11 protein-coding genes and 1 tRNA gene are annotated in these 15,335 nt (G+C 49.6%); 5 read left to right on the top strand and 7 right to left on the bottom strand.

Annotated features, from left to right (window positions below; translation table 11 throughout):
* Positions 1 to 31: 31 nt before the first annotated feature.
* The 4 genes from H6G00_RS25035 to H6G00_RS25020 form a co-directional block, all read right to left on the bottom strand.
* Positions 32 to 108: transfer RNA gene (locus tag H6G00_RS25035), tRNA-Met, on the bottom strand.
* A gap of 63 nt (positions 109 to 171) precedes the next feature.
* Entirely contained in the window at positions 172 to 1,125 is a 954-nt protein-coding gene (locus tag H6G00_RS25030) for an asparaginase (protein WP_190645140.1), read from the bottom strand.
* Positions 1,126 to 1,269: 144 nt separating this feature from the next.
* Positions 1,270 to 3,060 carry an ATP-binding protein gene (locus H6G00_RS25025; protein WP_199314053.1) on the bottom strand — a complete coding sequence of 597 codons (1,791 nt, stop codon included), beginning with the start codon at positions 3,058 to 3,060 and terminating at the stop codon, positions 1,270 to 1,272.
* 285 nt (positions 3,061 to 3,345) lie between these two features.
* Positions 3,346 to 3,576, bottom strand: coding sequence for a hypothetical protein (locus H6G00_RS25020; RefSeq protein ID WP_190645142.1), 231 nt, complete (start codon positions 3,574 to 3,576; stop codon positions 3,346 to 3,348).
* A 432-nt stretch (positions 3,577 to 4,008) separates the two neighbouring features.
* Here H6G00_RS25020 and lepA point away from each other — a divergent pair, with 432 nt between their 5' ends.
* The 4 genes from lepA (at position 4,009) to nfi (ending at position 9,555) form a co-directional block, all read left to right on the top strand.
* Complete coding sequence (lepA, locus tag H6G00_RS25015) at positions 4,009 to 5,811, top strand: translation elongation factor 4 (RefSeq protein ID WP_190798818.1); 1,803 nt, start codon at positions 4,009 to 4,011, stop codon at positions 5,809 to 5,811.
* Positions 5,812 to 6,223: 412 nt separating this feature from the next.
* On the top strand, positions 6,224 to 7,177 hold the full coding sequence (locus H6G00_RS25010; protein WP_190645144.1) for a UDP-glucuronic acid decarboxylase family protein: 954 nt from the start codon (positions 6,224 to 6,226) through the stop codon (positions 7,175 to 7,177).
* A gap of 139 nt (positions 7,178 to 7,316) precedes the next feature.
* Entirely contained in the window at positions 7,317 to 8,708 is a 1,392-nt protein-coding gene (locus H6G00_RS25005) for a UDP-glucose/GDP-mannose dehydrogenase family protein (RefSeq protein WP_190645145.1), read from the top strand.
* A 187-nt stretch (positions 8,709 to 8,895) separates the two neighbouring features.
* Positions 8,896 to 9,555 (top strand): deoxyribonuclease V, encoded by a 660-nt coding sequence (gene nfi / locus H6G00_RS25000; protein WP_190798817.1) that lies wholly within the window; start codon positions 8,896 to 8,898, stop codon positions 9,553 to 9,555.
* On the opposite strand, the gene H6G00_RS24995 is transcribed toward nfi, so the two are convergent.
* Positions 9,552 to 10,673, bottom strand: coding sequence for an iron-containing redox enzyme family protein (locus H6G00_RS24995; protein WP_190798816.1), 1,122 nt, complete (start codon positions 10,671 to 10,673; stop codon positions 9,552 to 9,554). The genes nfi and H6G00_RS24995 overlap by 4 nt on opposite strands.
* A 330-nt stretch (positions 10,674 to 11,003) precedes the next feature.
* Between H6G00_RS24995 and H6G00_RS24990 the strand changes: the two genes are divergently transcribed.
* A complete protein-coding gene (locus H6G00_RS24990; RefSeq protein WP_242042488.1) occupies positions 11,004 to 12,719 on the top strand; it encodes a BamA/TamA family outer membrane protein in 1,716 nt (571 codons plus the stop codon).
* Positions 12,720 to 12,865: 146 nt separating this feature from the next.
* Here H6G00_RS24990 and H6G00_RS24985 read toward each other — a convergent pair whose 3' ends face one another.
* A complete protein-coding gene (locus H6G00_RS24985) occupies positions 12,866 to 14,752 on the bottom strand; it encodes a tetratricopeptide repeat protein (protein WP_190798815.1) in 1,887 nt (628 codons plus the stop codon).
* 208 nt (positions 14,753 to 14,960) lie between these two features.
* Positions 14,961 to 15,329, bottom strand: coding sequence for a hypothetical protein (locus H6G00_RS24980; protein ID WP_190798814.1), 369 nt, complete (start codon positions 15,327 to 15,329; stop codon positions 14,961 to 14,963).
* Between the last annotated feature and the right edge of the window lie 6 nt (positions 15,330 to 15,335).

Here is a 15,335-nt window from a genome sequence, read left to right as displayed (position 1 = left end):
TGACTAAGAAGTCACAGGGCTTTCGTTCATTTGGTGGCGGGGAGCGGATTTGAACCACTGACCTTCGGGTTATGAGCCCGACGAGCTACCAGGCTGCTCTACCCCGCATCGCCCTTCTAACTATAGCAGGTTATTTGCAAATGTGGTGTTCTTTTTTTGTTTTTTTGCAGGTCAGAGCAAAGAAAGCTCGCCAACGACATCTAACCGCTTAAAGTTACCCTGGGTCATGTAGGTTTCTGATAGGGTTTCAGCGATCGTCGGACTGATCCAGCCCATCTGTTTCAAAATGTGAATTGCTACTGCGTATTTGGCTCGCTTTGCCCCGTCCAGCACCTTGATCGCCAGCCCCAACCCTTCGCCCAATCTGGCAATACACTGAATTCCTTCAGAACCGGACTTGCTTACCAGTTCCCCTTCTGACAAACGCATCAACTCCGTGTCAAATTCGCCATCCCCTGCCACCATCGTTGGGTGATGGGTCATTGCTCGGACAATGCGTTCCATATCCAGGTTGTCTCTTGAAGCCAGCAGGGCATACAAAGTTGCCATTTGCCCTAGCTGCATAAAGTAGGTGGGTGCGCCACAGTCATCGTGAGCACTGATAAATTCCTCTGCAGGCATTCGCAGCAACTCAGCAACTTTGCCCAGAATCAATCGCTGAACTGGGTGGTTGCGCTGAAGATAACTATTAAACGACCAGCTGCGTTGCTGACAAACTGCTAACATCCCAGCGTGTTTTCCAGAGCAGTTGTATTGCAAAGGGCTATGCTTTCCTTCAGGAATCGGGCATTGCAGCATTGACGGATCGATGTCAGCACGCCAAAGAATGTTAAAAACCTGCCTGACCTGCTCAATCGTGCCCTTATGAGAGCTACAGATAATTGCTAAGTCGCGATCGCTCAGGTTATAGCGCTCCATCGTGCCCGTCGTCGTCACCGCCAGGGCTTGAAAAGGCTTCAACGCCGAACGAACAAAAGCAGCCGTCTCCGAATTCCCTGCCACTGACAAAACCCGCCCCCGGTCATCACACACAACCGCATGAACGTGATGCCTTGATTCAATAATTCCTTCTCGCAACAGACGGACTTCTAGCTCTGCCGCTTGTGTTCGCTTTCCCATAGTCATGGCTAAAACTCTGACACACTCTGAACTTCCGTGCAATCCCTCACTATAGCGCTTTGGCTGAGTGGATAACCTAAACCAAAGATAAATCTGAGCGCGAAGGTATTGCTCCAGCCCTCAAATCCACACCCAAAATTCAATAATTTACTAGAGCAATAAATCAGCTGCATTGCCAATCTGGGCAGAGGTCATCACAGGATCTTGATAGAGCGGCACCGTAAACGTGACCGTAGAACCCAACCCTTCGCCCATGCTGTAGAAGTTCACCACCCCGCTCATCGCTTCTACAAGTTTCTGCGAAATGGCTAACCCTAAACCTGTGCCGCCATATTGGCGTGTGCGAGAGCCGTCTAGTTGGCTAAAAGATTGAAACAGTTTGTCCTGCTTTTCCAGAGAAACGCCAATGCCTGTATCGGCAACGCTAATCTTGACCATGCCAGGTTTCTCCTGGTTTTGGACAACAACTTTTTTGTGGATTACTTCAGCGCTAATCGTTACACCGCCCTGATGAGTAAACTTGATAGCATTGCCAACCAGGTTAAGCATCACTTGCAACAACCGCTGATAGTTGCCCATCAAAATCACTTCATCGCGGGTTGCCGGAGTGCGAATCTCAAAGCTCAAGTTTTTCTGTTGAGCTTGGGTTCGAGTAAAGTTCTCTACGTCACTGAGCAGATCGTCTAGCTTGACCGGATTCAGGTCTAGCTCCATCTTGCCTGCTTCAATCTTGGCGATATCAAGAATGTCGTTGATGATGCTGAGCAAGTGAACGGCTGAATGGTAAGCCTCCTGAATAAATTCGCTTTGCTCGGCTGGGTCGTCTGCCATGCCGTCCATAATCAGCTTCAAAAAGCCGATCATGCCGTTCAGGGGAGTTCGCAGTTCATGAGAGGTGTTGGCCAAGAACTCGCTTTTCAGCCGAGAGGCTTCTTCTGCCTGATGGCGGGCTTCTTCCAGTTCTCGATGCTTTTGCAACAGCCTAGCATTTGCCTCTTGCAGCTCAACGGCAAGCGTTTGGCTTTCTGCAAACAGGGTCGCATGGGCAATATCGGTGCCAACCTGATCGGCAAGCTCCTGCACCAGCCTGATTTCTACTTCGCTTAAAGCCTGGTTTTGGTCAAACTGGTGCAGAATGATTAACCCGTTAGGCTGGTCTTTGTAGCAGGTTGCAACTGTTAAGACTGAGTAGTTTTGATTGATTGACTGATCGGTACAGGTCAAAAAAACTGGCTTTAGCGTTGCCAAGGCTTGACCGAGATGAAGTTCTTCGGTTAGCTGTAGCCTTGCACCTAGCATTGACTCAACGTCGGATTGGCAATATTCAGCAACGACTTCTACTTCGGTATCGAGCGGTTGATAGGAGCAGACCAGACAGCGGCTCACGGCAAGGGCTTCACCCAGACCGCTTACAGTCTGCTGCCAGATGAGTTGTAGGTCGAGGGTGCGGCGAACGTTCCAGGCAACTTGGGTCAGCAGTTTTTGATATCGTTCCGGGTTCGCAATAGCAACGGGATGAACTAAAGAATCAATTAGCTCTAGTGCCTGATTTTCTGGGCAAGTGTAGAGTAAACGCCCAGTCACGATGATACTAGTTGCTGTACCGTGAGGCATCAAAATTGGGCTGATGGTCAGGTCAAACACCAGATGTTGATCAGCGCAGCGGAAGGGATAGTTAAATTTTTCAGGGGTCAGGTGTTCTAGAACGTGCCGCACTCGATTGAGATAAGGGGCGATCGCCACTGGGCTAAACGCTTCTCCAATTCGGTGCCCAACTACTTGGCTTAAATCCAAATGGTAGTGAGATGCGTCTCGCCAATAAAACGACAAATATTGACCTGTAACATCCTGAGTAAAAACCAGGTCAATGCCAGGAGTATTTAAGCAGCCGTCATGCTTTTTGCCAGCTATCAAGTCTGTAGACTCAGTCAGGGGAAGCATAGAATCACTGTGCGGAGTCATCAGCGCAGAACTGGAAACTACAAGATGTAAGGATTAAGCATTTGCCTAAATTAGCTGAAGATAGATGCAACCAGCAGATACCTGTACCCAAATCAAGACTTTGAAACGGGATTTAGATTTTTACCCTCACCCAATTTACCCGCATTTGGAGAAGTGTCACCCACTTTGTTAACCAAGTTCTAGTCACTTCTAGTCACTAATCTAGCTAACTTTCCTACAAACACAGGTTGGTTTGAGTTGAGTTTACATAGCTTTTAGTCATTTTTAGTCATTCCACTCACCCCGCGGCGGAACAGGTGGATTACGCTGTAGTGTCCGAGTCAGGTCGTCATCTCGCCGCGCACCCCCACGCAACCATTGCCTGACAGCGACCTCAATCACCTTACTGGGGTCGTTAGTCAGATGGCTGATCTGGTCAAGGAGTTCAGCATCCATTTGGATTGAGAGCTTTACTTTGTCCGATAACTGCTCAGAATTGGCAGCAGGTTCATTCATAAAATAAAGAAGTCCTCTTTTTGACGCGGGACACTTCAAGTTCCACTAATTCGTTATTCTACGCTGCACTCTTCGGCAAGACTACAAATTAGGATGGAATCACGGATTCTAATTAAGCTGCCTTAGTCGGCCCTGATCACAATCTTACCCTTGCTAGGGAGAACTATTAGGTCAGAAGCTTACTCTGCATGTTCTCCCATAGCTAAAAATCTTGATAAAAAGCTAAAACATGCTTGATTGATAGGGAAGCATTACAATACTTTAAGTAACTTTGGTATTTAGGCGAGGTCAGTACAGGCTTTGCAGGCAGATATTAGGGGCAAGCTACCTCATCTGTGTTGCAAGATTAAAAGGCAGACACTTGTCCCAAAGTTTTTAAGTGGCAGCCTGCTTTATCTACTACTCTTATTTTTTGCTCGTTTGCTGAGGTCTATGACTGACGTACCCGTCTCTCGTATCCGTAATTTTTCTATCATTGCCCACATTGATCACGGCAAGTCTACTCTGGCAGATCGTTTGCTCCAGGTAACTGGTACTGTTAGCGATCGCGAGATGAAGCAGCAGTTTCTCGACAACATGGAGTTGGAGCGAGAACGGGGCATCACCATCAAATTGCAAGCTGCTCGGATGAACTACACCGCCAGAGATGGGCAGCAATACGTTCTAAATCTGATTGATACCCCTGGTCACGTTGACTTTTCCTATGAGGTGTCGCGATCGCTTGCCGCTTGCGAAGGGGCCTTGCTCGTGGTTGATGCCTCCCAAGGGGTAGAAGCGCAAACCTTGGCAAACGTCTACCTGGCGTTAGAACATAATCTGGAAATTATTCCAGTTTTAAACAAAATTGATTTGCCTGGCGCTGACCCCGAGCGAGTTAAATCAGAAATTGAAGAAATTATTGGACTCGATTGCAGCGGTGCAATCCTTGCGTCAGCTAAAGAAGGAATTGGAATTAACGAAATCTTGGAGTCAATTGTTTATCTAGTGCCGCCGCCGCAAGATACGGTTCAAGAGCCGCTCCGTGCCTTAATTTTTGACAGCTATTACGACAGCTACCGGGGTGTAATTGTTTACTTTCGGGTGATGGATGGAACGGTGAGGAAGGGCGATCGCATCCGACTCATGGCATCTAAGAAAGAGTACGAAATCGACGAATTGGGCGTGCTTTCCCCAACCCAAATTCAGGTCGAAGAGCTGCACGCTGGGGAAGTGGGCTACATTGCCGCTGCCATCAAATCGGTTGAAGATGCCCGCGTCGGTGATACTATCACCCAGGCAAAAAATCCTGCCTCGGCTATGCTGCCCGGCTATACCGAAGCAAAGCCAATGGTATTTTGTGGGCTGTTTCCCACTGATGCCGATCAGTTTGAAGACTTACGCGAAGCTCTCGAAAAGCTGCGCCTCAGCGATGCCGCTTTGCAGTATGAGCCGGAAACCTCCAGCGCAATGGGCTTTGGCTTTCGCTGTGGCTTCCTGGGTCTGCTACACATGGAAATCGTCCAGGAACGCTTGGAGCGCGAATATGGGCTGGATCTGATCACAACAGCGCCATCTGTGATCTATCAGGTCACGAAACTTGATGGTGAAGTTGTCATGATCGACAACCCCAGTCTCCTGCCCGATCCTCAACAGCGTGAAAAAATTGAGGAACCCTACGTCAAAGTCGATATGATCACGCCGGAGGAGTTCGTTGGAGCTCTGATGGAGCTTAGCCAGAATCGGCGCGGCGACTTTAAAGACATGAAATATCTGGTTCAGGGACGCACTACCCTAACCTACGAATTGCCTCTGGCAGAAGTCGTGACTGACTTTTTTGACCAGATGAAGTCGCGATCGCGAGGCTACGCCAGCATGGAATATCATCTGATTGGCTACCGAGAAAACCCCTTAGCCAAGCTGGACATTCTAATCAATGGTGATCCAGTTGATCCCTTAGCGACCATCGTTCACCGCGACAAGGCTTATTACGTCGGCAAAGCATTGGTCGAGAAGCTCAAAGAACTGATCCCGCGTCATCAGTTTAAAATTCCGATTCAAGCCTCTATCGGCAGTCGAGTTATTGCCAGTGAAAGCATTCCGGCTTTACGTAAAGATGTACTAGCTAAATGTTATGGCGGTGATATCAGTCGTAAGAAAAAACTATTGCAAAAGCAGGCGAAGGGTAAGAAACGCTTGAAATCAATTGGGACAGTAGACGTACCTCAAGAAGCATTTATGGCAGTGCTAAAACTTTAGTGGTTTACTCCCTTCCTGCTTTAGATGCCTTGAGATATGTAGCTATAGCTACGAAGGTTAATGAAAAAAATGGAGGATAGTATCGCCTATCCTCCATTTTTGTTTTCGATTTCAAAATCAACCTTTCGACACTTGCATATTTGTAGCGGACATGGGGAACTTGAGTTTGTAAAATTCTTCAACAACGATTAATAGAGCGTTGAAGATTTGGTGAACCATACACCCTATGTCCTCATCAGACCTTAAATCTCTGTTAAGTTGCTTACAAAGCGCTAACAACATTGTCAGGACTGGACGATACTTTGATTCCAGGTTAGCTTGAAGCTTAAATCCTGGCTGGCGAGGGTGCAGGTCTAGCGACCATTTTGAACAATTCAGCCCTCCTACTTCAAATAACTGTAGCTGCAAAATTATGCGAATCCTAGTCACGGGTGGTGCGGGTTTTATTGGCTCCCACCTCATCGATCGCCTGCTCGAAGATGAGCATGAAGTAATCTGTTTAGACAATTTCTACACAGGTCACAAGCGGAACTTGCTCCGCTGGTTGAATCATCCCTACTTCGAGTTGATTCGTCACGACATCACTGAGCCGATTCGGTTAGAAGCGGATCAGATTTATCATCTGGCTTGCCCAGCTTCTCCGGTACATTATCAGTACAACCCAGTTAAAACCATCAAAACGAATGTGATGGGAACGCTGAATATGCTGGGACTCGCAAAACGAGTCAAGGCTAGATTTTTATTAGCGTCCACTTCTGAAGTCTATGGTGATCCAGAGGTCCATCCGCAGACAGAAGAGTATCGCGGCAACGTTAATCCCATCGGTATTCGCAGTTGCTACGACGAGGGCAAGCGAGTTGCGGAAACCTTGGCATTCGACTACCACCGCCAGAATGACGTAGAAATTCGCGTTGCTCGAATTTTCAACACCTACGGACCCAGAATGCTAGAAAACGATGGTCGTGTCGTTAGCAATTTTGTGGTGCAAGCATTAAGAAATCAACCTTTGACGGTCTATGGAGAAGGTTCGCAAACCCGCAGCTTCTGCTACGTCTCCGACTTGGTGGAAGGGTTGATGCGGTTGATGAATGGTGACCATACGGGTCCAGTTAACTTGGGCAACCCGGATGAGTACACGATTTTACAATTGGCTCAAGCAGTGCAGCAAATGGTCAATCCTGATGTAGAGATTAAATTTGAAACTCTGCCACAGGATGATCCCCGTCGCCGCAAGCCAGACATTACCAGAGCCAAAACCTGGTTAGGTTGGCAGCCTACAGTTCCCTTGAAGGAGGGTTTGCAGTTGACTGTAGAAGACTTTAGGACTCGAATTGGCGATCGCAGTCCTCAGCCGATTTCAAAGTAATCCCTTTGAGGAATTGTCAGTAAACCTGACAATTCCTTACCTTCAGAAATAACAATTTCTATCTTTAGGTAGGGATTAGTTACAGCTCTTTCCACACTCATTGTTTCACTAACCTGCTCTTTCGCGAGGATGCACCCCTATGCGTGTTTGTGTCATTGGTACAGGATATGTTGGCTTGGTCACCGGAGTTTGTTTAGCGCACATCGGGCACGAGGTAATTTGCGTTGACAACAATGAAGAGAAAGTCAAACTGATGCAGTCAGGGCAATCCCCTATTTTTGAACCTGGCTTATCAGAACTGATGCAGAGTGCAATTCAGGATCAGCGCATTTTGTTTACTAGCGATTTGGCTGCTGGTGTATCTCATGGCGAGGTTTTATTTATTGCAGTTGGCACCCCTCCTTTGCCTACTGGAGAGAGCGACACCCGTTATGTAGAGGCGGTTGCCCGTGGAATTGGCTCTAACCTGAATGGCGGCTATAAAGTAATTGTAAACAAGTCAACTGTACCCATTGGTTCTGGTGACTGGGTGCGAATGATTGTACTAGATGGCATTGCTGAGCGGCAAAAGTCTCTGGTTCCTGCTGGCGGGATTGTAGAAGAATTGCCTCCATCTGAGGTTGAAGCTGACTTTGATGTGGTGAGCAACCCAGAATTTCTGCGGGAAGGTTCAGCGGTATTCGATACCTTCAACCCTGACCGGATTGTTTTGGGCAGCAACAGTCAGAAGGCGGTCGCCATGATGAAAGAGCTGTATGCTCCGATTGTGTCTCGTCAGTTCGCCGCAGACCAATCTCTTCCAACGGTGCCTGTAGTTGTCACCGACATCAGCTCAGCTGAAATGGTGAAGTATGCCTCAAATGCTTTCCTGGCGACCAAGATTAGCTTCATCAACGAAGTCGCAAATATTTGCGATCGCGTAGGTGCGGATGTCACTCAAGTTGCTAAAGGCATCGGTTTGGATTCCCGCATCGGCAGCAAGTTTTTGCAAGCAGGCATTGGCTGGGGTGGATCTTGTTTCCCCAAAGATGTCTCAGCGCTAATTCATACGGCAGATGACTACGGCTACGAGGCACAGCTGCTTAAGGCGGCTGTCAGTGTCAACCAGCGCCAACGACTGATCACGATTGAGAAGCTTCAGCAAGTCCTGAAAATTCTCAAAGGCAAGACCGTGGGACTGTTAGGCTTGACCTTTAAGCCTGATACTGACGACATGCGAGACGCTCCCGCACTTGACCTGATTGAAAACTTGTCCCGTTTGGGCACCAAAGTTAAAGCTTTTGACCCGCTAGTTTCACAAACAGGAATGCGTCACGGGCTGTCGAACGTGATTGTGGAAACTGATCCAGAGCGTTTGGCTGATGGTTGTGATGCACTAGTTCTCGTAACGGACTGGGCACAATTCCGTACGCTTGACTACGCCAAAATGTCTAAGCTGATGAACAACCCGGTGATGATTGACGGTCGTAACTTCCTGGATCAAGAAACACTGGAAGCGGTTGGTTTCCGCTATGTAGGGGTCGGTCGCTAAGCCAATACGGAGGTTGTCTGTCGCGAAACAAGGGGCTTAAGCCCCTTGTCGTCCGCTGCTTACTCAATATTGCTTTTGGCCGAGTTCTGACAAATTAGGATAACGTTTGGTAGGGGTTAAGTGCAGTCGCTTGCCCCTATTTTTTATGTGCCTGAATGAGGGCAAGGCTACGAGAAGGGTGGTCGCCATGAAGATTAACCAAGAATATGATTGGGCAAAAACGGCTGAGGAGGCGATCGCCCTTCAACAATCCCTGAAAGAGCAGGTGATCACTACCGACTGTCTCGGTATTGTGGACTTTGTCGCAGGAGTTGATGTGGGGTTTGAGGATAATGGAGACACTACTCGTGCTGCGGTAGCAGTTTTGAGTTTTCCTGAATTGGAGTTGAAAGAGCAGGCAATTGCCCGCCGTCCCACTTCGTTTCCCTATATTCCTGGGTTGTTGTCTTTCCGAGAAGTGCCTGCCGTTTTGGATGCCTTGGAGCAGCTCACAATCACACCAGACTTGCTGCTCTGTGACGGGCAGGGAATTGCCCATCCGCGTCGATTGGGCATTGCCTCTCACATAGGGCTGTTGGTAGACTTGCCTACTGTCGGAGTGGCAAAGTCTCGGCTGTTTGGTAAACATGGCGAGGTGCCAGATCAAAAAGGAAGTTGGGTAGCCCTGCTACACAAAGGCGAAACAATCGGAGCGGTCTTGCGGACGCGTCCCAACACAAAACCGCTTTACATTTCGCCTGGACACCGAATCAGTCTGGAAACATCGATTGAATATGTGCTTGCCTGTACTCCAAAGTATCGGCTGCCTGAAACAACTCGCTTTGCTCACAAGCTGGCTTCAGGTTAGGTGAACCGTTTAGAAGCATTTTGGTCAGCTTCACGGCAGAGTGCGGCAACTGCTGCTCCAGCGCGATCGCCCATTAGCTTTTGCTGGTCATAGCCAAACACTAGTTCCCAAGCATCATTGGGGTACTGGTTAATCAGTGGCAAAGCAACCTCGTCGAGCATCCAGCGTCCATGCAATTTATCGACTTTGATGTGCAAATCCCAGTAGCCCGTAGCGTTTTCTGAAAGCCCCAACCGCTGGGCGGCGTTGCTATAAACGCTGAAGGCAGCAGGGACCGAGATTTCTGTGTGTAGCAATCCACCTACGTAGCGCAAAAAGTACCGCTTGCGCTCAGATAGCAAGAAACTGTGGTTGATTGTTGCCAAAACTTCCCAGGGTACCAGACCGAAGTAGGCTTCTGGCTCAGTTTCCATGTCTAATTCCTCTAGCATTCGGGTGAAGTAGGAGGAATGTTTGCGGTTGAGCCGACCTGCTCCGTATTCTTCTACCAGCAGGCGAGTTAGCACAGAGTGAATCTCGTTGCTAACGCCGCCCAAGGTGCGGGATAGTTGACTGGCTTCTACCAAGCCGTCAAGAGAGGCGATCGCCAGCAACCGACGATACCCTGCTTCTTGCATTTCCTCTTGAAAATATCTGCCATTTTCTGATAGCTCTGGCTCCAGATCCTCAGCGGCTCGGTCGGTTAGTGCTTGGGTAACATCCAGATTTTGCAACGTTTCCAGCGATAGCTGTGAGGCTTCCCACTGCTGCCAGGACAGTTCAATCTGATCCCGCACGTCTTGTAGATAAACGGAGCGTTCGTTGCAGTAATTTCGCAGATCATCAAACCAAAACAGCTTTAGGCGATTGATCCGATACAAAATTTGCTGTGTAAATAGACGGGCCAAGTTAGAGCAGTTTGCTGACTGGTAGGCTGCGGAAATCGCTAAATCTAAGACTTGCTCAAAAGCATTAACGCGCTCGACATGGCGGTCTAGATTTTGATCCAAATCTTCTACTTCTAATAAATGAGTAAAGTGTTGCTCCGCCTGAGCGTAATCCGCTTTAGTTAGCTGGGCGGTTGTTCTCCAGCTTGCCTCTAGGTCAGGGTTTGGAAGTGTAACCTGATTACCGTGCATGGAATTTATCTATGTAATATTCACTACCATCTTCCGAAACCCCTTGGCTAGATCCATCTGTATTCAGTCGTAGATATATTCCATAAAATATTGAACCTTATACCTATTTCAATAGACATCAGACTTTTATCCCTCTAAGGTATGAGGCGTGGAGCAAGGATTGTAAAGTTTAGAGGAGAGTTCAACACTTTGCCCAGTTTTGTAGCAGGCAGGAGATTTATTACATCTGCGTATCGGTGCAAGTGATGGCGCTTAATGTCTAACTTGCCAGGTTTCGTAATTTGATGGGTTCGTTGGTTCGCAGTCGTTGTGTGAGTCGATGAGGAGTTTATGGAAAGAAACAGAGTGCAGTGCTGCCGGTTATTGGATCTAAAGTTTCTTGGGCTTGTGGCGGGAGGAGTCGTATTTGCGAATCTATTGTTTATTGAAACGAGTCAGGCACAAACGGTTGGTGAGCTGGAAGGTGAATCAAGTCAACCACTTCTGCAACCCGCTGCTGCTGGAGCAGAGGATCTGTTGATGCGGCGATTGCCCATTCCCCCTTCTCCCTCAACCTTACTAACTCAATCAATCGATACTCTTCCTCCAGAAGAACCACTGTCGCCGCCAACAGAACCAGAGCCAGCCGAAGAACTGCCACCTGAAGGTGAAACAGTTGCGCCACCGGTTGAAGGAGCCACCATTGCGGATATTCAAGTGCAATTTGTAGATGAGGACGGACAGCCAACTGAAGGAACGACGCGACCTTTCATCATCACGCGAGAGTTTAACTTGCAGCCAGGAGACGCTTACAGTCAAGACTTAGCGCAACAAGGGCTGGAGCGGGTCACCGGGCTGAGTATTGTGCGACAGGCAACGCTGGAGTTAGAACCTGCCGAAGATGGACAGGTGATCATGGTTGTGAATGTGCTGGAAAGCGATCGCTTCTTCGTCGTGCCGGGGTTAACGCTGGCAGCCCCGACTGCGCTTCAGGGCCCTGCCCGTCCTGTCACCGTGTTGCCTTTGTCGAATCGGGCAGGTGGGACGGCAGGTGGCGTGCGGTTTGGATTGCGAAACATTGGGGGTAATAATCAGACGCTGTCGCTAGGGGTTGAAGCGGGTGAAAATACCTTGGGGTTTGACTTGGACTTTAGAGATCCCTGGATTGCGGGCAGTTCATCCCGCACGGGTTATGCCATAAATCTGTTTAATCAGCGGGGAATCGAACCGGAATTTGATGAGGGCGATCGCGAGGTTGATTTGCCCAATGGCGAAGATCCGTGGGTGCATCGGCTGGGCGGCGGAGTTGAATTTTTCCGTCCGCTTGCGCCAGATTTTGTGGCGGCGCTAGGAGTGTCTTACCAGCGGGTTTCGGTGCGGGATGAGGCGTTCAGCTCTGACATTGCTCCTGAAGATGAGTTGGGCAATCGGCTTACCTTCAACGAAGATGGACAGGATGATTTGCTAACGCTCAACTTTTCGGCGGTGCGCGATCGCCGGGACGATCGCCTCTATCCTACTCAGGGCGACCGAATACGGGTTGGCGTTGACCAATCGATTCCGATTGGCGAGAGCAATATCTTATTCAACCGTCTGGCTGCTAGCTACACCCGATTCATTCCCTTGTCGCTGTTTGGCTTCACCGAAGGTCCGCGCACGTTGGTGCTGAATGTACAGGGAGGTACATTTATCGGCGACTTGCCGCCGTATGAAGCGTTTAGCTTGGGCGGGGCTGGCTCGGTGCGGGGTTATGGTGGCGGTGAAATTGGCACGGGTCGCAGTTTCCTTCAGGGAACGGCTGAATATCGTTTTCCGATCTTTGGGTTCACTGCCTTTGACGAAGATATTGATGTCGGTGGCACGCTGTTTGTGGACTACGCAACTGATTTAGGGACGGGGGACAACGTACCGGGTGAACCCGCAGAAGTTCGAGACAAGCCGGGAGACGGTTTGGGTTATGGAGTAGGTTTACGCGCCCGAACGCCCTTTGGACCAGTGCGGCTGGAGTTTGGACTGAATGATCAGGGGGATAGTGAAGTGATCTTTAATGTTGGCGATCGCTTCTAGCTGGAGTTTAGCGGCGTAGGTTGGGTTTCGCTACGCTCCACCCAACCTACGAATTCCTTAACCCCTTGTGGGGGCGATTCGCGAATCGCCCCTACGAGAATTTCCTGGTGAAATTCTAAATCTGTATCTTTGCATCTGTAAAAGAACTACTCGGTTTTGTAGCGCTCCAGCAAGGTGGGGAGGTGATCGTACCCATCTACGCCAATGACGCTGATGATGGCGGGTCGCTGCTGTTGCAGGTTAGTTTGAAAGGCTTCGTCTCCCAGTTGTCCTCGAATCACGGTGAGCAAGCCTGCGGGCTGTCGCCAGGTGTTGGAGGCGATTTGCTCTAACAGGTACATTCCTAAGCATCCGGTGTGGATGGCTTGAGCCGGATTTTGCAGCCGATGGTAAGCTTCTGCCAGATAAGCCAGGTTGATGCCTTGCAGGTACAGGTCGCCAGAAAATTGAGCTGCCTGGATGCCGCCTTCCAGGTAGGCGATCGCTGCCTGAGCCTGATCTAGCGCCACTTGGACAATTCCTAAACTGCTGAGGCAAAGGGCTTGACTCTGGCGATCGCCCAATTTCTCAGAAAGTTGTAGCCCTTGCTGGAGACGATCGATCGCGGATTCGTAAACCTCTGGCTCGGCTTGTTCAAGCTGCTGTGCCTGAAATACTTCGCTGTAACCCAGATTTGCCAGGGCGTTTGCTTCTCCCAGGCGATCGCCTGCTTGCCGACTGAGAATGACTGCTCGCTGGCTGTAGTTAATCGCTTCGGCGTAGCTGGTTTGGGCTATACAGGTGCGACTGAGATGGTTGAGGTTAGCAACTTCACAGGGGCGATCGCCTGCTTCACGAGCCACTTCGAGCGCTTGCTGGTGAAACGCGACGGACTGCTCGACCCGACCTTGAGCGCGGAAGGAATAGCCTAACAGCGTTAAAATTCTCGCCTTTTCCTGGGTTCCTTCGGCTCGGCGCAGAGGCTCATCTAGATAGTCCAACGCATTTCGCAGATACTCACCCGAAAATGAAGCAAAAATGCCGCCATAGAGCGGGAAATAGTCTCGCTGAGCAAAGGTTCGCAAAATCTGAAGCGTGAGCTGCGAACAGCCATCGCCCAAACTGGTCTGAGAAATAGCGATCGCAGCTTGACGAATGCCCGTTGCAAGCTGCGACCAGATCACCGCAAATGCTAGGAATGTTGAAATTGAAAGCTTTGCCCCAACTTTAGAGTCATAAACTAGCTTGTCAAACCAGTTAACTAAGCCTTGCTGAAGGCACCGCAAGACGACGACTAACTCAACCAGCGCACTTAAATCTAGATTGGTGGACTGGGACGCGGCCCACTCCACGACCGATTTTTCCAGAGACAGGGCGTGAAACAGAGATTGAGGCATCGGGCTATTCACTTGCTTTGCCCAAAGCGCCCAAGGTCCACGCTGTCCGGGAACTCCTTCAAAACCAAGCCCCCGTCCCTGCTCATAAATCCAGCTAACCAGGTGGTCTTCCAATCGCTGCCACGAGGTTAGACCCTGGGTCAAACCCTGGGAAAGCTGCTGCAATTCTTGCTGGGCGTTGGCATCTGTTGTGGCTTCGGGTTGTGCGCTCTGCTGCTGTAGTGTTTTTGCGAGTCGCTGAAGTTGTGACAGAGTAAGCGCCTGAGCGCGATTAGGGTCAGTCAGCTTAAGGAACGTGTGCAGGCGATCGCCTGTTTCAGCGGTGACAATCTGCTGAATTGCCCGGGTTAGTGCTTCCGTTGCCTGGTTTTGTTCTTGCCAGCGCTCCCATTCTCCCCGAATGGTCTGCAATGCTCGTAAGCTACGAACCGCTTTTGCCTGCTTAAATTCATCCCCCTGCGTTTCAGTTTGGCGCTGAGTCGTAGCAATGCGATCGCCCAAACATCGCTCAAAAATCTCGCCCGTTCCTGGACTCACGCCCTCAACCAGCATTTTGTAAACCTGCTCTTTGGAGCGAATTTGCCCCTTGAGCGTAGCTTGAACAATCTTGTCAATCAGTTCTAAATAGCGATCGCGCAGAGATAAGGAATCGGACATGAGCTAGAGAAAAATGGGTAGGCATTGGCAGCTTTTCGCTTCAGGTAAAGGCAACGCCAAAGGAAAAGATTTATTTACACTTCCTTCTAGAGTAGTCGGAATCCCCCTAGATCTGCATTTGCTGCGATCGAGGAAAAATTAACAGAGCTCTGAAAGAGGTTTTTCTGTCATGGATACGACCGACCATTCTTCTCTAACGGCACCGTGCTTAAAAATCGTCTTGGTTTCTAGCGAAAACACTCTCAGGCATTGCCGAATCGTTCCCGACTGTCACTGAACTGTTCCCGCCCGTTGCCGAATCGTTCCTGCCCGTTGCTGAATCATTCCCGACCATCGCTGAATCGTTGCCGACCACTGCCGAATCGTTGCCGACCACTGCCGAATCGCTGCTGACTGTCACTAAACCACTCCTGACCACTGCCGAATCGTTGCCGCCTGCCGCTGAACCATTCCCGACCATCGCTGAATCGTTGCTGACTATCGCTGAATTATTCCCGACCATAATGGAATCGCTCTTAACCACTTCGGGATCATTTGCGATCGCCCCAAAATCATTCCCGATCTGCTCCAGGCTCACCCACGA

Source organism: Leptolyngbya sp. FACHB-541, assembly GCF_014695875.1.
In the GTDB taxonomy this organism is placed as follows: Bacteria; Cyanobacteriota; Cyanobacteriia; order Elainellales; family Elainellaceae; genus JAAUTN01.
This window is presented reverse-complemented; position numbering and strand designations above follow the sequence as displayed.